This window comes from Caulobacter vibrioides, assembly GCF_002310375.3.
GTDB classification, from domain to species: domain Bacteria; phylum Pseudomonadota; class Alphaproteobacteria; order Caulobacterales; family Caulobacteraceae; genus Caulobacter; species Caulobacter vibrioides_D.
Genome location: NZ_CP023315.3, coordinates 1,866,242 through 1,889,457, shown reverse-complemented (window position 1 = coordinate 1,889,457; position 23,216 = coordinate 1,866,242). Strand labels below are relative to the sequence as shown.

Genomic DNA, 23,216 nt, shown 5'->3' with positions numbered 1-23,216 from the left:
ACATCGAAACCGACCCGACTTGCGGCGACGTCTAGCGTCCGCAGCGCTTGCCGTTCGGTTGCGCGATCGCGTGTACCCAGATCGGGGCGTAGAGCAAGGATCGCCCGGCCGCAAGGCGCCCCGCCCCCCAGGCGTTCCGCCGAAACGCAACTGGGCGGAAAACAGCCAGTCGGGCGCCGGAAAGCGGAAACGAAAGCGCCGAGCCTTCACCTCTGACCAACAGCGCGACCAACCACACTTTGGCTCGCGGCGACGCGGCGAGCCCAGCCCGTCGCGCTGAACCGCGCCTCGTCCCAGGTCTCCGCGCGGTCCGTTCAATTGCGCGAAAGAAGCGCCAAGACGGAACGCCCCGAAAAGCCGATTTCCGTCTTCGGTCGCTGCGGAAGCCGACAGCCGACCGCAAAGGGGATTTCTCAATGAGCAACAAAGAGTTCGACAGCGCCCAAGCCTCGCGTCGCGGCGTCCTCGCCACGGGCCTGAGCCTGGCCGCGATCAGCGCCGCGCCGTCCCTGCTTCCCGCCCTTCCCGCCTCGGCCAAGGCCGCCCCATCCCAACCCTCCAAAGGATCTTCCACCATGAGCAGCGGTTTCGTCACCACCAAGGACGGCGTCCAGATCTTCTACAAGGACTGGGGTCCCAAGAGCGCCCAGCCGATCGTCTTCCACCACGGCTGGCCGCTGTCGTCGGACGACTGGGACGCCCAGATGATGTTCTTTCTGCTGAAGGGCTACCGCGTCATCGCCCATGACCGCCGGGGCCACGGTCGCTCGACCCAGACCGACAGCGGCAACGAGATGGACACCTACGCCGCCGACGTCATCGCCCTGACCGATCACCTGGACCTGAAGAACGCCTTCCACGTCGGCCACTCGACCGGTGGCGGCGAGGCCATCCACTACGCCGCCCGCGCCAAGCCCGGCCGCGTCGCCAAGGTCGTGCTGGTGGGCGCGGTGCCGCCGATCATGCTGAAGACCCCGGCCAATCCCGGCGGCTTGCCGATGGAAGTGTTCGATGGTTTCCGCGCCGCCCTGCTGGCCAACCGCGCCCAGTTCTTCCGCGACATCCCCGAAGGCCCGTTCTTCGGCTTCAACCGTCCGGGCGCCAAGGTCTGCCAGGGCCAGATCGATAACTGGTGGCGTCAGGGCATGATGGGCGGCGCCAAGGCCCACTACGACTGCATCAAGGCCTTCTCGGAAACCGACTTCACCGACGATCTGAAGACGGTCGATATCCCTGTCCTGATCATGCACGGCGAAGACGACCAGATCGTCCCCATCGCCGACAGCGCCCACCTGGCCATCAAGCTGGTCAAGAAGGGCACGCTGAAGACCTATCCGGGCCTGCCCCACGGCATGGCCACCACCCACCCCGAAGTGATCAACGCCGACCTCCTGGCGTTCTTCAAGGCCTAGGAACCTTTGGGACCGCCGTCATGCGTGAAGCGAAGCAAGCCAATCCGCGACGCCACGCCGGCACGTGTGGCGGCGGTTCCTGGAGCCCTCTGGACCTGGTGACCGTGCGTACGCCCGAAGGCGTGGCGTTCGGCTGGCTCGAAATCCTGACGCCGGTCGACGAACCAAGCGCCGAAGAAGGGCGCACTTATGGAAACAATGAATTTCATTCATTTCCATTTATGCGCCGACGCCCGACCGGCACAGTCCCCCCATCAGACAGCAACCACGGCGGCCGGCGCTCGGCCCGCTGACACAATAAGGACCCCGCTCATGACGCTTCAAGCCAAGGCCGCGCCCGGCGCACGCCTCCTGACGCCGACCGATCACACCCTGATCATGATCGACTTCCAATCGCAGATGGCCTTCGCGACCAAGTCGATCGACGCCAGCCTGCTGCGCACCAACGCCGCCCTCGTCGCCAGCGCCGCCGCCGGCTTTGGCGCCTCGACCATCCTGACGACGGTCGCCGAGAAGAGCTTCTCGGGCCCGATGTTCTCGGAAGTCACCGCCCCCTTCCCGGGCAAGGCCCTGCTGGACCGCACCTCGATGAACACCTGGGAAGACCAGGCCGTGATTGACGAGGTCAATGCCATTGGCAAGTCGCGCATCGTGCTGGCGGGTCTTTGGACCAGCGTCTGCATCGTCGGCCCGGCGCTGTCGGCGCTCGACCAAGGCTTCGAGGTCTTCGTGATCACTGACGCCTGCGGCGACATCTCCACCGAGGCTCACGAGCGCGCGGTGACGCGCATGGTCCAGGCCGGCGCCCAGCCGATCACCGCGCTCCAGTACCTGCTGGAAATGCAGCGCGACTGGGCCCGGGGCGAGACCTACGAGCTGACCACCGGCGTGGCCAAGCAGTTCGGCGGCGCCTACGGCCTTGGCATCACCTACGCCAAGACGATGTTCGGCGCCTCGGAAGGCCACTGATCCACAGGGGCGAGGCCCTCGCGCCTCGCCCGTTTCCCCTGGAGGCCGTCATGAAACCCTATCTGCTTTCGATCGGCGCCGGCCTCCTGGTGGGGGTCATCTACGCGCTGATCAACGTGCGCTCTCCCGCGCCGCCGGCCATAGCGCTGCTGGGCCTTCTGGGCATGTTGCTGGGCGAACAGGCCGTGCCGATCGCCAAGCGCCTGCTGACCAAGGCCCCGGTGAGCGCCTACCTCAAGACGCCGGAGTGCGCCGGCCAGGTGCTCGGCCCGCAGGCCGTGACCAAGGACCCCGAGGGCCAGGCATGACGCCCCTCAGTCGCCGACAGGCGCTGGCCCTGGGCGGCGCGCTTCTCCCCTCGTCCCTCTTCGCTGATCCCCGGAGGCCCGGCCCCATGTCAGACCAAGCCGATCTGCTGCTCATCGGCGGCAAGTTCACCACCCTCGACCGGAGCAATCCGCGCGCCGACGCCGCCCTGATCCGCGACGGCAAGTTCGCCGCCGTCGGCGAGGAACGCGAGGTCCGCGCCGCCGCAGGCCCGAACCCCACGATCATCGATCTGAAGGGCCGCCGGGTCATCCCCGGCCTGATCGACAGCCACATGCACATCATCCGGGGCGGGCTGAACTACAATATGGAGCTGCGCTGGGACGGCGTGCCGACCCTGGCCGACGCCATGGCCATGCTGAAGAAGCAGGCCGCCAACACCCCGCCGCCCCAGTGGGTGCGCGTGGTCGGCGGCTTCACCGAGCACCAGTTCGCCGAAAAGCGCCTGCCGACCCTGGACGAGATCAACGCCGCCGCGCCCGAGACGCCGGTGTTCATCCTGCACCTCTATGACCGCGCGCTGCTGAACCGCGCCGCCCTGCGCGCGGTCGGCTACACCAAGGACACGCCCAATCCGCCCGGCGGCGAGATCCAGCGGGACGCCTCGGGCGAGCCCACGGGCCTGCTGCTGGCCCAGCCGAACGCGACGATCCTCTACGCCACCCTGGCCAAGGGCCCCAAGCTGCCGCCCGAGTACCAGCTGAACTCGACCCGCCATTTCATGCGCGAGATGAACCGCCTGGGCGTTACGGGCGTGATCGACGCTGGCGGCGGCTTCCAGAACTATCCCGACGACTATGCGATCATCGAGAAGCTGCACGCCGACAACCAGCTGACCCTGCGCATCAGCTACAACCTCTTCACCCAGAAGCCCAAGGCCGAGCTGTCGGACTTCCAGAGCTGGTCCAAGCAGGTGAAGCCGGGCCAGGGCGACGACACCTATCGCCACAACGGCGCGGGCGAGATGCTGGTGTACAGCGCCGCCGACTTCGAGGACTTCCGGGTCGAGCGGCCTGAAATGCCGGCCAACATGGAAACCGACCTCGAGCCGGTCATCCGTCACCTCGTGGAGAACCGCTGGCCCTGGCGACTGCACGCGACCTATGACGAGACGATCAGCCGGGCGCTGGACGTCTATGAGAAGGTCAACCGCGACATGCCGTTCGACGGCCTGCACTGGTTCTTCGACCACGCCGAGACGATCAGTGAGCGGAATATCGACCGGATCGCGGCCCTGGGCGGCGGCATCGCCGTGCAGCACCGGATGGCCTTCCAGGGCGAGTACTTCATGGAGCGTTACGGGGCCAAGGCCGCCGAGGCCACGCCGCCGATCACCAAGATGCTGAAGGCCGGCGTCCCCGTCGGCGCGGGCACCGACGCCACCCGCGTGGCTAGCTACAACCCCTGGGTCTCGCTGAACTGGCTGGTGACCGGCAAGACCGTGGGCGGCACGCGCCTCTATCCCCCCGCCAACCGCGTCGACCGCGAGGAGGCCCTGCGCCTCTGGACCACCGCCAACACCTGGTTCTCGAACGAGGAAGGCAAGAAGGGCCAGATCGCCGTCGGCCAGCTGGCCGATCTGGCGGTGCTGAGCGACGACTACCTGACCGTGCCTGAGGCCGAGATCCCGCACCTGTCGTCGGTGCTGACCCTGCTGGGCGGCAAGGTGGTCCATGGCGAAGGTGACTTTGGTAAGCTGGCGCCGGTGCTGCCGCCGCCCATGCCCGACTGGTCGCCGGTGCGAACCTTCGGCGGCTATCAGGATCGCTCGCGCGGCCACGCCCGGGCGCTGGCCAGCGCCTGCGGCTGCGCGAGCAGCTGCAACGTCCATGGCCACAACCACGCGGCCGCCCTGGGCGCTGAGGCCCCAACCGCCGATGCGCGTTCCTTCTGGGGCGTGATGGGCTGCGGCTGCTGGGCGGTGTGAGGTGACAACGCCCGCGCCCATCGCCGTCCTGCTGCGCTCGCCCGCCTTCGGCTGGGCGGCCCGCACGCTGCTGACCCTGCCCTACGCGTGGAGCGGCCTGGGGAAACTGGCGGACCTGACGGGTGCGCGGGCTGAGGCGGCCAGCCTTGGGCTTGAACCGCCGGGGCTGTTCGTCGCCGCCACCATCGCGGTCCAGCTGATCGGCTCGGCCCTGTTGATCAGCGGGCGCTGGGCCTGGCTGGCGGCGGGGGCGCTGGGCGTGTTCACGGGCCTGGCCACCCTGATCGCCCATCCCTACTGGACCATCGCGGACCCTGCGGCCCGCTTCCACGCCATAAACACCTTCCTCGAGCATATCGGCCTGATCGGCGGTCTGATGCCCGCCGCCGGGCTGGCGGGGAAGGGGCGAGCGGCATGAGCGCGGTCCGCAAGCCCCTGGCCGGATCGACCGGCGTCGCCATGGCGTTTGTCGGCGGCTATGTCGACGTGGTCGGCTTTGTACTGCTGTTCGGGCTCTTCGTCGTCCATGCGACCGGCAACATGGTGATGCTGGGCGTCAGCTTGGCCGGCGATACGGGCGGGATGGCGACCAAGCTCCTGGCCCTGCCGGTGTTCGTATGCGCCGCAGCGGCGACCTACGTGCTGATCCGCTGGCGCCGCCAGCACAGCCAACCTTGCGAGGCGCTGATCCTGGGACTGCAGGCCCTACTGCTTCTGCTTTTCGCGGTGTTGACGGCGCGCGCCCTGCCTGCGGCGAGCGCCGACGAACCCTCCGTCATGCTGGCGGGCCTCGTCGGGGTGGCGGCGATGGCGACCCAGAACGTCGGCGCCCGCGCGGTGTTCGCCGATCAGGCTCCCACCACCATGATGACCGGTAATGTGACCCAAGTGGCGATCGACCTGGTCGATCTGGTGGTCGCACGCGGACGCCCGAACGAGCTATTGAAGGCGCGTATCGTCAAGACCTGGCCGCCGGTGGCCGCCTTCGCCCTCGGCGCCGTTGGCGGTGCGGTGGGGGTTCTGATCGCCGGCCCCTGGAGCCTGCTGGTCAGCGCCGCTGTCGTCGCGCTGCTGGCGGTGCTGCACGCCTTGCGCCGTTAGGGTCATGAAGCCGTCGCTGCCCGTCCTGTTAGCGATCCTGGCGACCGCAGGGGCCGCCCGGGCGGACGAGGTCCCAGCCTTCAAGTCCGTCCGCGCCGACGAGGACTATAGCTACCTCCGGAACGCCGCCGACCGGGCGGGTCTCGATCGGCTGCGCTACATCCCCTTGGGGTATACAGCCTATCTTGGCCTCGGCGGCGAGGCGCGCCTGCGTGTCGACGCCGGGAGCGCGCCGCGCTTTGGGATCGGAAACGAGACGGCCGACACCTTCGCCCTGGGGCGCCTGCTGCTGAGCGGCGACCTTCACCTCGCGCCCGCCGTCCGGGTCTATGGCGAACTGGGGCTGCACCGCGACCTGGGCAAACGCGCGGCGCCCGCCCCCACCGATCGGGACAGCGTCGACGCGCAAGTGCTGTTTGTCGACCTGACGCCTGCCCCGGGCTGGCGACTACGGCTTGGCCGGCAGGAGTTGCAGCTAAACCCGACCCAGCGCTTCGTCGCCGTCCGAGAAGGGCCGAACGTCCGCCAAAGCTTCGACGGCGCGCGCGTCACCCGCACGATCAGAAACCTGAAGCTCGACGCCTTCCATCTCCAGCCCGTCGTTCTCTCGCCCGGCGCCTTTGACGATACGCGCAACCGCAACCAGCGCTTCTATGGGCTCTATGTCGCGACCCGGCTATCGCCGCACGACAACCTCGACGCCTATGTCATGGGGCTGGAGCGCGACGGCGCGCGGTTTGGGGCGATCACCGGCGACGAGCGCCGCATCAGCCTGGGCGCACGGCTGGCCGGGTCCCGTGGTCCGATCGACTATGAGGCCGAAGGCGTAGCGCAGGACGGTCGGTTCGCGGGCCGACAGATCCGGGCCTTCGCCGCCTCGGCGGGTGGCGGCTACACCCTGGATCACCACTGGAAACCGCGGCTCGGACTTCGTCTTGACCTTGGCTCCGGCGATAGCGATCCAACGGACCAGCGCCTTGAAACCTTCAACCCCATGTTTCCCAAAGGCGCCTATTTCAACGAAACCGGCCTGACTAGCTGGGGCAACCTGACCGCCTTGCGCGCGAGCCTGGGCTTGGCGCCTGCGAGAACCGTCGCCCTGGAAGCCAGCTACACCGCCCATCGATGCCAAACGCGCGCCGACGCCATCTACCTTCAGCCGCTCACCGCACTGGCGCCGACTTGCGGAGATCGATCAAAGAGCCTCGGCGGCGCGGCGCAGCTGGACGGAACTTGGCAGGTTAACCGAAACCTCAAGATCCAAGCCCAGCTGGTTCACCGGACGGCGGGCGAGACGCTGCGAGGCTTGGGCGGACGACGGGCCAATCTGGCTGTCCTGTTCGCGCAGTTTCGGTTCTGAGCGACGATGGATGGGGCTATCCCGGCGCCGGCGGCGCTGGCCTGCTCCGTCGTGCTCAAGCGTAGTCTGGCGCGCACTCTTAGGTACAGGTGAGAATTATTCCGAAACAATTCATATCAGAATACTTCGAATAGGAAACGGATATAACCACCTCATCCATATTGTCCGAAACGGAAATACGCTTATGACGAAAGAGAATGCGCACGAAAGAGCATGTAGAGTTATCAATAATAGAGGGCGAAATGGATCTCGCCTCCGTAAACACAAATTCACCCACCCAGAGCCCCACGGCTGAACGCGACCAACCGCGAGAGCGGCCCAAAATCACGCTACAAACCCGATCCCATCGCCAAAAAAGCAGCCCCGGCCAGGGCTTCGCATGGCCAAGCGCAGGAAGAGCCCCCAGCCAGCGCCCATCCCAGCGGACATTGGCTGCCTTCAAGAACTGGACATTCAGCACTCGATAGTGCCGCTTACAGCCTCGCCTATAGGCCTCCGCGCCTTCAATAGCCTTCGCGTTGCGCGCCGCCGCCAGCACCTCGCGCGTGGCGTCGATGTTAATCCAGGCTATGGCGCAGCAGACTACGGTATCCCGCTACACCGACCTTGTCGGGAAGGAGACGCCGGCCGCCCATTGCGCGCCGACAGGAACGGGGCCTTGGCGCGGCTACCCCCGTCACGGCGGTGACTGGCCAGCAGTAAGGCGCAGAAGTTATTGATCTCCAGCGCGCCTAGACCGGTTAGCGATAGCAGGTCCGGTGCAGAGGTGACCGGCGCGCTGATCGTCCGCCGCAGCGTCCAGATAAACGCCAGGACTGCCGCCAGCAGGCCCCTAGCTGGGCGCGATTGGCGCCGACCAGCCTAGGCCAAGCAGGATCAGGAGATTGACGGCGGCGTCCTCTAGGAAGTCAACAGCGTCCGCCAGTGGAGAAGCGGACTCGATCCGCAGCGCCACCCAGCGCCTTGCGCGCCCATGTGACCGTCTTCAACCACCTCCATCACCCAAGGATAGCTGGTTAGGCGCGCGAGGCTTGAGGCGGCCGCGCTCGGGCCGACGCTGTGTTGCGGACAGCTATAGTTTGAGGCGACCAGGTATACAAACTGCGCTCCCAGGCGCGATTAACGTTATCGTCCATTCTACGACATCGGGGCGGCGGCGGCAATTCGTCGCATTTGCGCGTGCGTACTGTGCGCCGCGCTGAGAGGCAATGATTCACCCTCTCGATAATTACTGATGCGTGAGAATAACTCGCCACCTTTACGGCAAATTCGCACTTTGGGGCCATGCTGACGCCTAACCCTAGGCGGCGATTTCATGGCCTCTTCTTCCCTAACGCTCAAAGCCACCTCGGCCTCCCCCTCCGACGAACGGACGGGCGCCTGCCTCGAAGCGGCTCGGAGCGCGATCGAGGGCCGCTTCCTCGAGGTCGGCGACGTGCTCTCCCGCGCCGTCGAAGGCATGAACACCCTAATAACGGCGCTTGAGCGGATGACGCAAATCCTCGCTGGCGACAGCGTCGCGACGGCCGCGCACGAGCTGGGACAGGCCTCCGAAAAGCTGCGACATCTGCCCCAAAGCCTGGATGAGCGGCGGGACAAGCTGAGCGGCTTGGTCAAGGTCGGCGCTGAGCTCGCTGAGTGCATTCAGGACATGCACAAGCACCTCGCTTACCTCCGCGTGTTCGGCGTCAACATCAAGATCACCTCGGGCGGCATCGCCGCCGCTGGCCCCGAGTTCGCGATCTTCGCCCAGGAAATCTGCGACTGCATCGAACTTGGCCAAACTCAGTTGGACACCTTCCGAGCAGACCTTGGAACCATGGATGGCGATCTTCGCCAGGCCTTGAGCCAGGAGACGCACCTCGCCCGGCGATGCAACGAGCTTCTGCCGGCCGTGCCGGACTCACTTGTCGCCCAGGTCGCGGCGATCACCGCTCACCAGGCGCGGATCAGCGGAATCACTGAAGAGGTCGCAGCCCTGGCCCGCGACGTACGCAAACAAGTCGGGTCGGCGCTCGCGGCCTTGCAAATCGGCGACATCACGCGCCAGCGGGTCGAGCACGTCCAGTTTGGTCTGTCCTTGCTTGAAGCCCCCGAGGTCGGCGCGCTTCCAGACGCCGCTCGCGTCCGGTTGACCGACTTCATACATCGCCTAATGAGCGCGCAGTTGCACGCTATGACGCGTGACTTCCGCCGCGATGTTTCCCGCATCGGCCTCAATGTCGGGGCCATGGCCGCAGACGCGAGCGAGATCCTGCGCCTGCGCGAACACGCCGAGGGCCAGGGCGGCGGCGAAGGTAATTTCCTACGGAGCCTGGAGGCCAATGTGGGCAAGGCCTTCGCGCTGGTCGACGACATTGAGGCCGGCGAGCGCTCGGCCAAGACCGTCAGCCGCTCGGCCGCCAGCTCGGCTCGCGCCCTCGCTGCCAAAGTCGCCGCGATACAGAACATCCGCGCCGACGTGCAGATGATGGCGCTCAACACGACCTTGAAATGCTCGCGCATCGGCGAAACGGGCAAGCCGCTCGGCGTTATCGCCATCGAGCTGCGCCAGCACGCCATGCACCTGGAGACGTCCGCCGGCCACACTATGGCGGCGTTGGAGCGGCTTTTCGGCTCGACAACCGACGAAGAGCCGGACGACGACCAGGCGCAGGAGCGTCAGGCCAGCGCGGCTGCGGCCGCCGCCGAAGCGCTCCGCGACGCGGCCGAGCGGATCCGCAGGACCGGCGACGAGGTCGAGCGCGACCTCGCTAGTGCGGCCCAGCAGGGCTGCGATGTTGTGGACATGCTCAAACAAGCCGCCACGCGCTTCGACTTCGATCGTCATGTCAGCGGCTATCTCGACGAGGCGCTCGCCCTGCTGCAGGGCGAGACCAGCAATGAAAGCCCCATTGACGACCTTTCGCCGGTGCTGGCGCCGCTGATGGCCCAGCTGTCGCGGACCTACACCATGGCCCAGGAGCGCGAGGTTCACGCGCGCTTCGCCGAACAAGTGGGGGGCGCGCCGCCACTGAACCCGCACGCTCAACCGCCTCCCGCGCAGAGCGACGAGAACGTCTTCTTTTAGCGCTTGGCCGCCTTCAGTATCTCGGCGGCGATCAGTTGCAGCGGCACGATGCGATCAACGCAACCAAGGGCGATCGCTTCCTTCGGCATGCCGAAGACAACCGAGGTCGCCTCGTCTTGAGCAATCGTGATCGCGCCGACCTGCTTCATCTCATTGAGACCACGCGCTCCGTCATCGCCCATGCCGGTCATGATAACCCCAACCGCGTTGCAGCCCGCCGACCGGGCCGCCGAGCGGAATAGGACATCGACGGATGGGCGGTGCCTCGTGACCAACGGGCCTTCCTTTACAGAAACGTAGTAGCGGGCGCCGCTACGTTCGAGCAGAGTATGCTTATTGCCGGGCGCAATCAGAACCCGCCCACGTAGCACCGTGTCGCCGTCCTCCGCCTCCTTCACCGAGACGGCGCAGAGGCCGTCCAGCCTTTGCGCGAATGAGGCGGTGAAGCGCTCAGGCATGTGCTGCACGATGACGGTGCCTGGCGAGTCCGGCGGCAGCGCCTCCAGGACCGCTCGCAAGGCCTCAGTGCCGCCGGTGGAGGCGCCCATGCAGATGATGGTCTCGGTCGTGCGCGCCATGGCCCCGGCCGACGCCTTGGGCGGCGGCAGCATGGCGTCGGCGGTCAGCTTGCGCTCGGGCTCGTAGAGCGGCTTGGCGACCGCCATGGGCGCTCGGCGCGCCCCCAGCACGCGCGCGCTCGCGGCGGCCTTGACCGCGTCGCAAATCCGGATGCGCGACTCCAGCAGATGCTCGGCGACTCCGACCTTCGGCTTCAGCACGATGTCCACTGCGCCAGCCTCGAGCGCCTGCATTAGGGTTTCGGCGCCGTCCTCAACCAGGGACGAGCACATAACCACCGGCACCGGGTGCTGGGCCATCAGCTTTCGCAGGAAGGTGATGCCGTCCATCCGCGGCATTTCAACGTCCAGGGTAATGACGTCGGGCACCTCATCCCGGATGCGACGTGCAGCGACGAACGGATCCGACGCGACGCCGATCACCTCAATCTCGGGATCGGACTCCAGCACGGTGGTCAGCGTCTGCCGCACGGTCGCGGAGTCGTCGACGATCAAAACCCGGACTTTTCGACCAGCGGGCACGGCTAAGGCCTCTGGAATACGGTGTTGGCCACCTGATGAATGGGAAGATCTAGCCCGACGATCGACTCAGAATGGCCCAGAAACAGATAACCACCAGGGACCAAATGGTCGCAAAGTCGTCCCAGAACCTTGGCCTGGGTCGGCTTGTCAAAATAGATCAGGATGTTGCGGCAGAAGATGATGTCCATGTCGCGATCGACGGCATAGACCTCATCCATGAGGTTCAGTCGGCCGAAGGCGACCTTGGCTCGCAGGTGGGACGAGATGCGCACTTCGCCCCTGGCGCGGTCCTTCGACTGCCTTAGATATCGGCGGCGACGGTCCATCGGGACCGGCTCGATCATCGCTTCCGGATAGCGCCCCGCCAGCCCCTTCTCCAAAACATGGGTGCAGATGTCGGTCGCCACGATGGCGTAATCGAGGCCGGAACGGTCGGCGACGAAGTCCTCAAGGACCATCGCCAGAGTGTAGGCCTCGGCGCCGATTGAGGCGGCTGCGCTCCACACCTTGAGGGGCTTGCGGCGCCCCTGGGCTAGGGCCGGCAGGCCCTCGGCCTCCAGAAACTCGAAATGAGAGGGTTCGCGAAAGAACTCGGTCTTGTTGGTGGTGACCACGTCGATCAGGTGGATGGTCTCGGCCTCCAGCCCCCCTTCCTCGAACAGGAAATCGCAATAGTCGTTCAGATTGGTATGGCCGTAGGTCCGCATCCTGCGACGCAGCCGCCCCTCGAGCATGGTCTGTTTGGTGGCTGGCATCTTGATGCCGCTATAGGCGTGGATGAACGCCGATAGCCGTGTGAAATTCCTGACCGACAGCTCGTCGTGCTGCGGATCGACGGCCTGCGCGAGGGAGGATAGCGACACGTGTTTTTCTTTCCTCACGCGCTCGCGAGCCTTTCCATTGCAATGCTCGCCGCGCTTCAGGCGGCTTGAGCGATCAGCGCGGCGTCCTGGCTGGTCAGCAGCCTGGGCAGGTCGAAGATCACGACGAAGCCATGGTCTCGCCGGACCACGCCCTTGATGTAGTCCGACCGCCACGGCACGCCGATGTCCGGCGCGGCCTCGATCTGCCCGGGCTCGAAGGTCGCCACTTCGATCACGCGATCGGCGACCAGGCCCAGCGACAGGATGCGACCGTCTACCGGTACGTCCAGGACCAGGATCCGCGTCGCCAGGCTGGGCTCGACACGCGTCAGGCCCAGCTTGGTCCGGAGGTCCAGGGTTGGCGTGCCCCTGCCCCGCACGTCGGTCAGTCCCAGCAAATAGCTCGGGCCTTCGGGCAAGGCGGAGGGGGCGCTGTAGTCGAGGATTTCGCGAACGAAGGCGACCGGCACGGCGAACACCTCGGCCCCAAGGCCCAGGGTGACGCACTGCCGCTCCAGGAAGGCTTCGCTCATGCGACATACTCCCTGAACTCGCCGTCCTCATCGTCGGGACCGCCACTCGTCAGGTCGATGGCGAAGCCAGCCGCGCGAGCCTGTTGGGCGGCGACGGGCGAGCGAGTTGACGGCTTGGCCTTAGCCGGGGCCTTGGCGGCGGCCAGCGCGGGGCGCTTGACGGGCGGACGAACGGCCTGCCGGCGCGCCTGGCTTGCGTTGTCGGTGCGGAAATAAGAGATCGAGGCCTGCATCTCCTCGGCCTGCGCCGCCAATTCCTCGGAGGTCGCCGACATCTCTTCGGATGCCGAGGCGTTCTGCTGGGTGACGCGATCAAGTTGCTGGATCGCGTCGTTGATCTGGCTGGCGCCGATGTCCTGCTCGCGGCACGCGGCCGTGATTTCCGAGACCAGCTCCGCGGTCTTGCGGATGTCAGGAACCAGGGAGGTCAGCATCTCGCCGGCCGTCCGAGCGGCCTTGACGGTATCGCTGGAGACTTGGCTAATCTCGGCGGCGGCCGTCTGGCTGCGTTCAGCCAGCTTACGCACCTCCGAGGCGACCACCGCGAAGCCGCGGCCGTGCTCGCCGGCGCGAGCGGCCTCGACAGCGGCGTTCAAGGCCAGAAGGTCGGTCTGACGGGCGATCTCCTGAACGATGATGATCTTATCGGCGATCGTCTGCATGGCCTCCACCGCCTTGGCGACGGCCTGGCCCGACGTTTCGGCGCCCACCGCAGACTGGCGAGCCACTTTTTCGGTCTGGTTGGCGTTGTCCGCGTTCTGCTTGATGTTGGCGACCATCTGTTCCATCGAGGCCGAGACCTGCTCGAAGGCCGAGGCCTGCTCAGTGACGCCTTGGCTCATCTGCTCGGCCGTCGCGGATAGCTCCTGGCTGCCCGACGAGACGTTTTCGGCGGCCGACACCGCGTCCGCCACGATGCCACGCAGGCGATCGACCATGCGCTCCAATGACTGGCCCATCACGTCGCGTTCTGAGATCGGCTTGACCTGAACCGTCAGGTCTCCGTCGGCGATCCTGTCGGCGATGGCCGCCGTGTCCTTCAGGTTCGAGGACATGAGATTGATTGTATTGACCAGATCCTTGATCTCGTCGTTGGTCGTCACCTTGACCTGCTGATTAAGGTCGCCTTGAGCCACGGCCTCGGCGAGCACCGAAATCGCCTGTAGACCCTTGCTGATCTTGAAAGCGATCCAGGTGGCCACGCCTGCGGCGATCAGGGTCGCGGCCGAGACGAGGGCGATCAGCTGTAGCCGCAAGCGCCCGAAATCCGAGAAGGCCTTGTCGGCTGCGGCCTGGACCTCGCGATCCGAGAGCGCGACCACGCCCTTAACCTGATCGCTGATCTGGCTGGCCAGCTGAGAGGACTCGCCGTTGGCCAAGGCCATGGCCTCGGCTTGACGCCCCTGCTCGACTAGGGAGCGCAGGCGATCATCAACGCCTTCAAAACGTTTCCAATTGCGCGCCAAGTCCTCCCAACGTGGCCGACCTGCGGTCGGAACCTTATCGAGCGTCTTGGCCAGCAGGTCGTTAAAGGCCTGCCGGTCCTCCTCGATCACGTTGACGATCGTGGCGGCCTGCTGCGCGTTCTCGGCGGCGACCAGGTTCTTCTCCGACCGCATCACGTCCAACATGTAGATATGCAGTTGCTGAGAAGCCTTGAGACGCGCGGCCGGTCCCGAGACCATCGTCTCCGTATCCCGATTTGCCGTGGAGAGGGCATTTAGGCTGAACACGGCTGTCCCGATCAACATCAGGATCATGAAGCCAAAGGTCAGACCCAGTTTGAGCTTGATGGTCAGGCGCATGGGGAAACTCCGGCCTCTCAGCGGGTTGGGGTCGAATGCAGGGACGTGACCGAGGCCGTCTGGCCCCGGGCGGCGAAAATCTGGTCGAGGTCGGGGATCACGATCAGATCCCCGTCGCGACGGGCCAGCCGGCGGATGAAGTCGGTCCGCCAGCGCAGACCGATGCGCGGCGCGTCCTCGGTGCTTTCCTGCGTGATCGAGGTGACCTCATGCACCTTGTCGGCGCGCAGGCCGATCAGTGTCGGCTCACCATCCAGGGGATGCTCGATCACCACGATCCGCGTGTCGATCGTTGGGTCCCCGCACGCCATCTCGAAGGCGAGCCGCAGGTCGACCAGCGGAATAATCCGCCCACGGAAATTTATCACGGCGCTGACGAAGGGCGGTGCGCCCGGCACCTCGGTTTCGGGCAAAAGGTCCAGGACCTCGCGGACCAGACTGGCCTCCAGCGCGAAGGTCTCGCCTTGCAGGTCGAAGGTCAGGGCCTCGATCGCGTGTTGGGTCATGGTCGCGCTCCCTAGCCCGCCACGCGCATAGGAGCGTCATGACGCTGCCCCAGCTGAACCAGGGCCGGAATGTCCAGGATCAGGGCCACGCCGCCGTCGCCCAGGATCGTCGCGCCCGAAAAGGCGCCGATGTCGGCGTGGAAGCTGGACAGCGGTTTGATGACGGTCTGGTGGTCGCCGAGGATCTGGTCGACGACCAGGCCGACGCGGTCCTGGCCGGTCGAGACCACGACGATCTTCTGGTGTGGATCGGGCGCGCTGCCAGTGTTGAACTGCTCGCGCAAGCGGAGGAACGGCACCAGCTCGTCGCGCAGAGTGATCAGGCTGCGGCCGGTCGAGCGCAGATCCTGAGCCGGGGAAAGCTCGACACACTCCTCGACATTGGCCAGCGGGATGACGAAGCGGCTGGTCCCTACGCGAACCAGCAGCCCGTCGATGATCGCCAAGGTCAGCGGGATGCGTAGCGAGACCACCGAGCCCTCGCCGGGGTTACTGGTGATGTCGAGCGCGCCGCGGAGGCCCTCGATGGTCTTCTTGACGACGTCCATGCCGACGCCACGACCGGACAGGTTGGTGATGGTGGCCGCCGTCGAGAACCCGGGCGCGAAGATCAGGTTTAGAAGCTCATTGTCGGTCAGAACCTGGCCAGGAGCGATCAGGCCGTTCTCCTCGGCCTTGGCGCGCACCCGGTCGCGATCGACGCCGCGCCCATCGTCAGCGATGGTGATCAGGACCTCGGCGCCGGACTGCCGGGCCGAGAGACGGATTATGCCGGCCTCGGGCTTGCCGGCGGCCGCACGTTCCTCGGGCGTCTCCAGGCCGTGATCGGCGGCGTTGCGAACGAGGTGTACCAGGGGATCGGCCAAGCGCTCGATCACGGTCTTGTCGAGCTCTGTGGTCTCGCCCTCGATCTGCAGCTGGATCTTCTTGCCGGTGTCGTTCTGCAGATCGTGGATCAGCCGGCGGAAACGGGCAAACAGCTGGATCACTGGCACCATGCGCACGACCATCATCGTGTCGCGCATCTCGGCGGCGAGGCGCTCGATCTCCTCGGCGACCGCGCGCAGAGCGGTGTCGAGGCTGGAAGAGGCTAACTGCCTCAGGCGTGACTGAGCGATGACCAGCTCCCCGACCCGATCCATCATCTCGTCCAACCGCTCTGCGGGCACGCGAACGGTTTCGCCGGTTTTGACCGCGCGGGAGTCCTGAGCGGCGGCTTCAACGGGCTTTTCCGACGGAGGGGCTGAGGGCGCCTTCGTTGCCCCCTCAAGAGCCGCGTTGTCCGTCGACGCCTCTATAAGTTCCTCGACCTCGAGCGTCATGTCGTCGATGACGAAAATGAAGACGTCGTCGATGGCGTCGCGACCGTGCGTCGTGGTTAGCAGCACTTCCCACGCCAGATGGCATTCGGTGGGGACCAGGTCGCCCAGCGCCGGCACATCGTCGGTAAGGACCTGAACCCTGCAGTCGCCCAGCCCGCGCAGCTCGTCCAGCAGAGGCAGAGGGCGAGCGCCGTTGACCAACGCATCGGTCGGCAGGCTGAAGCGGATCTTCCAAGTCTTGCCGACCGGGGCGACCGGGGCGGCGGGGTCGGCCAGCGCGGCGGCGGGCGCATCTCCGCCCTCGACGGCGGCGTGTAGGTCGGCCAGCAGCGCCTTCCCGACGGCCGGCTCGACCGGACGCCCCTCCGCCAGGGCGCGCATGTGGTCCTGAGCGGCCAGGACGCAGGCGATCAAACGCTTCGAGGCCGGGACCTCGCCCTTACGCACGCGATCAAACGCAGTTTCGCAATGATGGGTGAAGGCGGCCAGGGCGTCGAAGCCGAACATCGCCCCAGAGCCCTTCAAGGTATGCAGCCCGCGGAAAACTGCGTCGATAAGATCCCGATCCTCCGGACGATGCGCCAGGTCGAGTAGGCCCTTTTCGACCTGCTCCAGAAGCTCTTGAGCCTCCTGGCGGAACGTCTCAGTGGGATCGAGGCCGCTCACTTGGCTAGGACTTTCTGGACGACGCGGACCAGCTGCTCTGGCTCGAAAGGCTTGGTCAGCCAACCCGTGGCGCCCGCCGCCTTAGCCTGCGCCTTGACGTCGGGATCTGACTCGGTGGTCAGGAAGATGATCGGCACCCCCGCACCGGCGGGCCTAGCCCGCAACTCGCGGATCATGGTTAGCCCGTCCATCACCGGCATGTTCAGGTCAGTGATGATCAGGTCGAAGCCGCCGGCTGAAGCCTTCTCCAATCCCTGGGCCCCGTTGCCCGCCTCGGTTACGGCGTAGCCTTCGCCGCTCAGTGCGATCTTGATCGCCGCGCGAATGCTGATCGAGTCGTCGACAGTGAGAATGGCGCTCATAACTGTCTGCTTTCCCCAGTCCAAAAATCCAGGCGGTTAGCGTCGTCCGAATTCAGGAACCCGCCGCGTTGCAGGACCTGGAGCACCAGGCCTTGGGCGGGTTTCTCCAAGCGAATCAGCTGCCCCTTGGCTGCGGCTGTCCGACGCGCCGCCTCCAAAAGTTGCGGGAGAGTAAGGTCGGCCTCCTCGACAGCGTCGAGGTTCACAACCACAGGGCCGCCAAGCTCCATACCAGCTGTCAGGGCCGCATAGGCTTCGGCAATACTGGAAACCGTCAAATTTCCAGAGAACGATACAATGTATTCTGATGTATCGGACAATATTTTCCCGCACCATATGACTATGTTTCACGCTTTAGCCGCGCGAAATATCACCATGGATTTTTACTCTGCAGGATTAAACGAGGGTAAATTCATCAACTATGGCGATAGCGGCATTCAGCCGCACGCGACAGACCGCCACACCGGCCACCGAAACTTATCCACCACAACAAACTACTCAGCCATACATCAATGCACGCGGGGATTATCAGTCAAACGCTTGCCTGTCTCCGCATCCTGGCATCGATGGTGGCCATAACCGCTTCCAGAAAGCGGACCCTCCCCAGGTCAGAGAAGAGTCACCTGCGGGCGTCATCAGCCCGCTTGATGGCGTATAATTCGGGGCCACGACGGCATCCCCGCCCGGCTCTCACCATGATGGATAGAGAAATAGAAACTTGATTTAAATCATATGCTTACGAAAACGCCCGCCGCAGACCGACGAAAACGCCGAAATGGACGCCCAGTAAGCTATTGATTTTATGAAGCTATTCTCACCCGTGCCCGGCTGGCGCGCCCTGCAGGATTCGAACCTGCGACCGTTCGCTTAGAAGGCGAATGCTCTATCCAACTGAGCTAAGGGCGCGCGCTCGCCGGCTCATGACGCAGCAGCGCTAGTGGGTCCAGGGCTGCTTGCGATTGGCCGCGAAGTTGTCGGCGTAGGCCTTGAGGATACGCTTCGGCGTCTTGGGCTCGAAGAGTTGGAAGGCGATTTCGTGGCGCTGAGCATAGGCGACAGCCTCATCGCGGGTCTCGAAGCTCAGGCGGATTTGGCCATTCATGTCGCTGGAGGTGGTCCACCCCATCAGCGGGTCGGGCTTGCGCGCGCTGGCCGGTTCGAACTCCAGCACCCAGTCCTTGGTCTTGGCCTTGCCGGACTGCATAGCGTTCTTGGCGGGGCGATAGATGCGGGCCAGCATGGACCTCTCCCAAAGTACCTTACCGATGGTCGGAGCGGCAGGATTTGAACCTGCGACCCTCTGCTCCCAAAACAGATGCGCTACCAGGCTGCGCTACGCTCCGAAACATCGGCAGGCGGCTGCTCTACAGGGGTTCGGCGCGCGGATCAACAAAGGCTCGCACCTGTTTACTTCGGAAAGATGCGATGCAGCACGCGATCGCCCGGCAGGATGCCCAGCTGCGCCGCGCGGCCGCCCGCGATTTCCAGCACGCCCAGCACCGGACCGCCCGACGCCAGCGGCGTCAGATCGTGCGGGCGGGCGTTGCGGGCGATGGACAGGACCCGACCGTCGGCCTGGATATAGAGAATATCCAGGGGAATCAGCGTGTTCTTCATCCAGTAGGCGACCGGTTGCGGACGCGTGTAGGTAAAGAGCATGCCGCGATCAGGGGCGAGCGACTTGCGGAACATGAGGCCCCGCGCCTGCTCGGCTTTCGTGGCGGCGATCTCGACCTGAAACCGCGTACGGCCGCGACTGGTGACGACTTCAACCGTCTCCAGCTTGGTGGCCGCAAGCGCCGAGCTTCCGGCGCCGGCGGCAAGCGCCAGCCCGGCGAGAAGGGTCCGCCTCTCGATCCTGAATTCGGTCACGCGTCGCCTCATGAAAAGCCAGTCTCTTGCGAGACTAGCTTCCTGCACTAAGCGGCGAAAGTCAGGCGTCGCCTGCGGTGATCTCGGCGACAACCAGCCCCTTGGGTCCCCGCGCGAACCGCACCAGGACGTCATCGCCCGGCTGCAGGTCCTCAAGGCCGCCTCGGCGCAGCGTCTCGATGTGCACGAAGATGTCGCCGGGCTCTGCGTCACGAATGACAAAGCCATAGCCCTTGGTGCGGTTGAACCATTTCACCTTGGCGTGCTCGGCGGGGCCTTCGGGCGTCAGAGCGCCACGACCATGGCCTTCACGCAGACCATCGCGGCGCACTGGGCCTTCGGCGAAGGTCCGTCGCTGTCGCTCCAGCGGCGACGGCGCGCTGCTTTCGTCGAGATTGACGACCTCGCTGACCTGCCAGCCCTTGGTGCGCCGAACGACGTCGCAAACGATCACGGCGCCTTCCATGGCGGTCTCACGGCCGCAGTTGCGCAGCGAGGTCACATGCAGAAGCACGTCCTTGAGCCCAGTTTGGCCGGGATCATCCGGTACGATGAACCCATAGCCTTTGCCGGCGTCGAACCACTTCACCTTGCCGCTGATGCGCACGAACTCTTCGTGCGCCGCAGCGTCCTCAAAATCGTAACCAGACATCCCACCCCTCTGGCTTGCCCAATCAGCCCATCGGAGCAAGCACTACAAGAACAGTGTTCTCGCGTGAGGAGAGCCGTCAATGGCGGAATCGCGCGAAAAACGCGCGAAACCACGTTCCGCGACATTTCGTCGCAGCTACAATGTGGAAATAATTCTGAAATACAGCCGAAGATGGCAGTCCCTAGGGGAGTCGAACCCCTCTCTCCAGATTGAAAATCTGGCGTCCTAACCGATAGACGAAGGGACCACATCGCCGCCGGAGCGGAACGTAGCCGATATATGGCCTCGCGGGTGGCAGTCCCTAGGGGAGTCGAACCCCTCTCTCCAGATTGAAAATCTGGCGTCCTAACCGATAGACGAAGGGACCACGCCCCCGCGAGGAAGCGGGTGTATAGCCGCACCGTTTGGGGTGCGCAACCCGCTCTAAAATACTTTTTTCAGTCCGAACTTTCGCCTGTTCGCCACTCAATCTTGGCGCGCCGGCTAGTCCGCGTAGCGCGCGCGCGGATCATGGGCGTCCTCGATCTCGAGCTGAACGCCGTTGCGGCCCATGTAGTCGTCGGGCTTGAGCTTGCCGACAACATCCAAAGGGCCGCCGCCCGCCAGCAATCGTTGTCCGAGCGGCGTTTCGGCGCTTCGCCAGCTGATCGCCTTGATGCGGTCGCCCGTCGGTCCGACCAGATCCATACGCACGTGACCGCCTTTCAGGGCCGAGACACGCTCCGGCCGGACCTGGGTCAGGGCGAACAAGGGCTCCGGGTTCCCGGGTCCGAACGGCGCGAGGCGCTGGAAGTCATCAAGCAGGGCGCGATTGGCGGCGCGGGGCTGAACCAGGGCGTCGACCTCCACGGCCTCGACACCGACGGCCTCCATCTCACCCGCTAGGCGCTCCTCCAGAAAGGCGCGGAACTCGGGAATCATCTCGGGACGAATCGACAGCCCGGCCGCCATGGCGTGGCCGCCTCCGGCCATCAGCAGGCCAGCTTCGAACGCCGCCTGAATCGCCTTGCCGAGGTTGACGCCCGGCTGCGATCGGCCCGAGCCCTTGCCGACATTCGCGGCCCGATCGATCCCAATCACGACTACTGGCTTGCGATAGCGCTCCCGCAGGCGCCCCGCGACAATGCCGATCACGCCGGGATGCCAATCGTCGCCCGCCACCACGATCACTGGCGCATCGGGATTGAAGTTGCTGCCGCGCTCGAGAATCGCCGCCGCCTCTTCGACGACGGCGGCCTCAACCGCCTTGCGCTCGGTATTGAGGCTGTCGAGCTCCTCGGCCAACGCGCGGGCCTCCAGCGGATCGTCGGTGGACAGAAGGCGCGCGCCTAGATCGGAGCGTCCGATCCGACCGCCGGCGTTGATGCGCGGTCCCAGAATAAAGCCCGCCGTGAACACCGAAGGCTCGCCCGAGCCCTTGCCGACCTCGAAAAGCGCCTTCAAGCCTGGATTGGCCCAGCTGCCCATGGCGCGCAGGCCCAGGGCTGTCAGCGCACGATTGAAGCCCACCAGTTGGGTGACGTCGCAGACCTCGCCCAAGGCGACGAGATCCAGCCACTGGCGGGGATCGGGTTGCGGCCGCTCCTCGGTGAAGAGGCCCCGCTTGCGCGCCTCGCGGTTGAGGGCCGCCAGCAGAACAAAGGTGACCCCCGCCGCCGCGAGGACGCCCTGCCCGCTCTGGCATCCCGGCCGGTTCGGGTTGACCACGGCGGCGGCGGCCGGCGGATCCTCGCGCATCAGGTGGTGGTCGATCACGACGACCTCCAGCCCGATCTCGCCAGCGCTGGCGATGGCGTCGTAAGCCGCCGCGCCACAGTCGAGCGTCACGACAAGCTCGGCTCCGCCATCCCGGATCTTGCGGAACGCCGCCGGGCTTGGGCCGTAGCCCTCTGTCAGACGGTCTGGAATATAGATCGGCAGTTCCACGCCCATATAGCGGAACCAGCGGACCAACTGTGCGGCGCTGGTGGCGCCGTCGACGTCGTAGTCAGCGAACACCATGGTCGGTCGCCCGCGCTCCAGGGCGTCGATCAGGATCTCGGCCGCTCGATCCATGTCCGTGAACAGAGACGGATCAGGAAAAAGGGCCTTCAGCGTCGGTCGCAGATAGTGCTCGGCGTGATCGAGGGTCACGCCTCTCGATACCAGCGCCCGGGCCAAGGGTTCGATCAGACCGTGACGCTGCTGGATCTCGCGGACCACGGCCAGATCAGCCGGACGCTCGCGCCAGCTACGACCGCTCAGGGAGCGTTCGACACCCAGGAAGACGCTGGAGGAGATAGAGGTGACACCATCGGCAGGCATCGGACGAACCTAGCGTGTCGCAAGGATTCGAACCATGCGGCGTCCGCACGACAGGGTCGGACGTGCGTCAGCCGGCCCGCATCTCGGCCCGGATGACCTCGACCTCATTGGCGGACCCCAGGACGACGGGCACGCGCTGGTGAAGCTTGCTCGGCTTGATGTCCAGGATTTCAGCCAGGCCTTCGATCGACTTGCCACCCGCCCGCTCGACCAGCAGGCTCATCGGATTAGCCTCGTACATCAGGCGCAGCTTGCCCGGCTTGTCAGGTTCGCGCGCGTCCCAGGGGTACATGAAGACGCCCCCGCGCATCATGATCCGATGAACGTCGGCCACCATCGACGCCACCCAGCGCATGTTGAAGTTCTTGCCCCGCACGCCGTCCTTGCCCTGCAGGCAGCCGTCGATATAGCGGCGCACGGGCGGCGCCCAATGGCGCTGATTGGACATGTTGATCGCAAACTCGGCCGTGTCGGGCTTGATGGCGATATCCGGATGGGTCAGCAGCCAGCGGCCGTCGGCGCTGAGCGTAAAGCCGTTGACGCCGCTCGAGAGCGTCACGACCAGCATCGTCTGAGGACCATAGACGGCGTAGCCGGCGGCCACCTGGTTGCGCCCCGGCTGCAGGAAGTCACCTTCCGTCGGCGCATGGCCGGACGGCGCCGGCAGAATCGAAAAGATCGTGCCGACCGAGACGTTGACGTCGATATTACTGGAGCCGTCCAGCGGATCGAAGGTGACCAGATAGCCGCCGACACGGCCTGTGGGCTCGACCTCCTCCAGTTCCTCGGAGGCAAGGCCCGCCACGGGAACGCAGGCCTTCAGGGCGTCGCTCAACATATCATTGGTGATGACATCGAGCTTCTTCTGCTCTTCGTCCTGGACATTCGTGCTGCCCGCCGCGCCCAGGCTTCCCGACAGGGCGCCCGAGGCCACGACGCCGCTGATCCGCGCGCACGTCTCGGCGATGGCCAGGACCACGTCCTTCAGGGCGGCGTCCGCCGGCTCGGCCGCGAGCCGGGCGGCCAGGTCGACAAAAGCAGTCATTCTCGTCCTCGAACCGAAAG

The 23,216-nt window shown here is 65.5% G+C and carries 22 protein-coding genes and 4 tRNA genes; 9 read left to right on the top strand and 17 right to left on the bottom strand.

Annotated elements, in window-relative coordinates:
* The first annotated feature begins 575 nt into the window (after positions 1–575).
* From CA606_RS09015 to CA606_RS08975, 9 genes are all read left to right on the top strand, one after another.
* Entirely contained in the window at positions 576–1,412 is an 837-nt protein-coding gene (locus CA606_RS09015) for an alpha/beta fold hydrolase (RefSeq protein WP_219933459.1), read from the top strand.
* 20 nt (positions 1,413–1,432) lie between these two features.
* Positions 1,433–1,705, top strand: coding sequence for a hypothetical protein (locus CA606_RS09010; RefSeq protein WP_181242861.1), 273 nt, complete (start codon positions 1,433–1,435; stop codon positions 1,703–1,705).
* Between the two features lie 19 nt (positions 1,706–1,724).
* Entirely contained in the window at positions 1,725–2,381 is a 657-nt protein-coding gene (locus CA606_RS09005; protein WP_096051441.1) for an isochorismatase family protein, read from the top strand.
* A 50-nt stretch (positions 2,382–2,431) separates the two neighbouring features.
* Positions 2,432–2,689, top strand: a complete 258-nt coding sequence (locus CA606_RS09000; protein WP_096051442.1) for a DUF1427 family protein — start codon at positions 2,432–2,434, stop codon at positions 2,687–2,689.
* Between the two features lie 86 nt (positions 2,690–2,775).
* Positions 2,776–4,635: an amidohydrolase gene (locus CA606_RS08995; RefSeq protein ID WP_096051443.1), complete on the top strand. Its 1,860-nt coding sequence runs from the start codon at positions 2,776–2,778 to the stop codon at positions 4,633–4,635.
* A 1-nt stretch (position 4,636) separates the two neighbouring features.
* A complete protein-coding gene (locus CA606_RS08990; RefSeq protein ID WP_096051444.1) occupies positions 4,637–5,053 on the top strand; it encodes a DoxX family protein in 417 nt (138 codons plus the stop codon).
* Positions 5,050–5,736 carry a YoaK family protein gene (locus CA606_RS08985; RefSeq protein WP_096051445.1) on the top strand — a complete coding sequence of 229 codons (687 nt, stop codon included), beginning with the start codon at positions 5,050–5,052 and terminating at the stop codon, positions 5,734–5,736. Before CA606_RS08990 ends, CA606_RS08985 begins: the two co-directional genes overlap by 4 nt.
* 4 nt (positions 5,737–5,740) lie before the next feature.
* Positions 5,741–7,096, top strand: a complete 1,356-nt coding sequence (locus tag CA606_RS08980) for an alginate export family protein (RefSeq protein WP_096051446.1) — start codon at positions 5,741–5,743, stop codon at positions 7,094–7,096.
* Positions 7,097–8,411: 1,315 nt separating this feature from the next.
* Positions 8,412–10,166, top strand: coding sequence for a hypothetical protein (locus tag CA606_RS08975; RefSeq protein WP_096051447.1), 1,755 nt, complete (start codon positions 8,412–8,414; stop codon positions 10,164–10,166).
* Here CA606_RS08975 and CA606_RS08970 read toward each other — a convergent pair.
* The 17 genes from CA606_RS08970 to CA606_RS08890 all read right to left on the bottom strand — a co-directional run bounded on the left by CA606_RS08970 (position 10,163) and on the right by CA606_RS08890 (position 23,196).
* Entirely contained in the window at positions 10,163–11,266 is a 1,104-nt protein-coding gene (locus CA606_RS08970; protein WP_096051448.1) for a protein-glutamate methylesterase/protein-glutamine glutaminase, read from the bottom strand. The two genes, CA606_RS08975 and CA606_RS08970, sit on opposite strands and share 4 nt — an antisense overlap.
* 2 nt (positions 11,267–11,268) lie before the next feature.
* The gene (locus CA606_RS08965; RefSeq protein WP_096051449.1) at positions 11,269–12,129 is read right to left on the bottom strand and encodes a CheR family methyltransferase; all 861 of its coding nucleotides are present in this window, start codon (positions 12,127–12,129) and stop codon (positions 11,269–11,271) included.
* Between the two features lie 56 nt (positions 12,130–12,185).
* Positions 12,186–12,662, bottom strand: a complete 477-nt coding sequence (locus tag CA606_RS08960; protein WP_096051450.1) for a chemotaxis protein CheW — start codon at positions 12,660–12,662, stop codon at positions 12,186–12,188.
* Positions 12,659–14,467 carry a methyl-accepting chemotaxis protein gene (locus CA606_RS08955; RefSeq protein ID WP_096051451.1) on the bottom strand — a complete coding sequence of 603 codons (1,809 nt, stop codon included), beginning with the start codon at positions 14,465–14,467 and terminating at the stop codon, positions 12,659–12,661. The genes CA606_RS08960 and CA606_RS08955 overlap by 4 nt, the downstream gene beginning before the upstream one ends.
* Before the next feature lie 17 nt (positions 14,468–14,484).
* A complete protein-coding gene (locus CA606_RS08950) occupies positions 14,485–14,973 on the bottom strand; it encodes a chemotaxis protein CheW (protein WP_096051452.1) in 489 nt (162 codons plus the stop codon).
* Positions 14,974–14,984: 11 nt separating this feature from the next.
* Positions 14,985–16,961 carry a chemotaxis protein CheA gene (locus CA606_RS08945; protein ID WP_096051453.1) on the bottom strand — a complete coding sequence of 659 codons (1,977 nt, stop codon included), beginning with the start codon at positions 16,959–16,961 and terminating at the stop codon, positions 14,985–14,987.
* Positions 16,958–17,323, bottom strand: a complete 366-nt coding sequence (locus tag CA606_RS08940) for a response regulator (protein WP_096051454.1) — start codon at positions 17,321–17,323, stop codon at positions 16,958–16,960. The genes CA606_RS08945 and CA606_RS08940 overlap by 4 nt, the downstream gene beginning before the upstream one ends.
* Positions 17,320–17,643, bottom strand: a complete 324-nt coding sequence (locus tag CA606_RS08935; RefSeq protein ID WP_181242860.1) for an STAS domain-containing protein — start codon at positions 17,641–17,643, stop codon at positions 17,320–17,322. The genes CA606_RS08940 and CA606_RS08935 overlap by 4 nt, the downstream gene beginning before the upstream one ends.
* A 509-nt stretch (positions 17,644–18,152) precedes the next feature.
* Positions 18,153–18,229: transfer RNA gene (locus CA606_RS08930), tRNA-Arg, on the bottom strand.
* Between the two features lie 28 nt (positions 18,230–18,257).
* Positions 18,258–18,563 (bottom strand): ETC complex I subunit, encoded by a 306-nt coding sequence (locus tag CA606_RS08925; protein ID WP_096051456.1) that lies wholly within the window; start codon positions 18,561–18,563, stop codon positions 18,258–18,260.
* 26 nt (positions 18,564–18,589) lie between these two features.
* Positions 18,590–18,666: transfer RNA gene (locus tag CA606_RS08920), tRNA-Pro, on the bottom strand.
* Between the two features lie 64 nt (positions 18,667–18,730).
* Entirely contained in the window at positions 18,731–19,288 is a 558-nt protein-coding gene (locus CA606_RS08915) for a DUF192 domain-containing protein (protein ID WP_096051457.1), read from the bottom strand.
* Entirely contained in the window at positions 19,257–19,847 is a 591-nt protein-coding gene (cspD, locus tag CA606_RS08910) for a stationary phase survival cold shock domain protein CspD (RefSeq protein ID WP_096051458.1), read from the bottom strand. Before cspD ends, CA606_RS08915 begins: the two co-directional genes overlap by 32 nt.
* Before the next feature lie 172 nt (positions 19,848–20,019).
* Positions 20,020–20,094 (bottom strand) — tRNA-Glu (locus CA606_RS08905).
* Positions 20,095–20,139: 45 nt separating this feature from the next.
* A tRNA-Glu gene (locus CA606_RS08900) sits at positions 20,140–20,214 on the bottom strand.
* A gap of 116 nt (positions 20,215–20,330) precedes the next feature.
* A complete protein-coding gene (gene recJ, locus CA606_RS08895) occupies positions 20,331–22,151 on the bottom strand; it encodes a single-stranded-DNA-specific exonuclease RecJ (RefSeq protein ID WP_096051459.1) in 1,821 nt (606 codons plus the stop codon).
* Positions 22,152–22,218: 67 nt separating this feature from the next.
* Positions 22,219–23,196: a class 1 fructose-bisphosphatase gene (locus CA606_RS08890; RefSeq protein ID WP_096051460.1), complete on the bottom strand. Its 978-nt coding sequence runs from the start codon at positions 23,194–23,196 to the stop codon at positions 22,219–22,221.
* Positions 23,197–23,216: the final 20 nt, after the last annotated feature.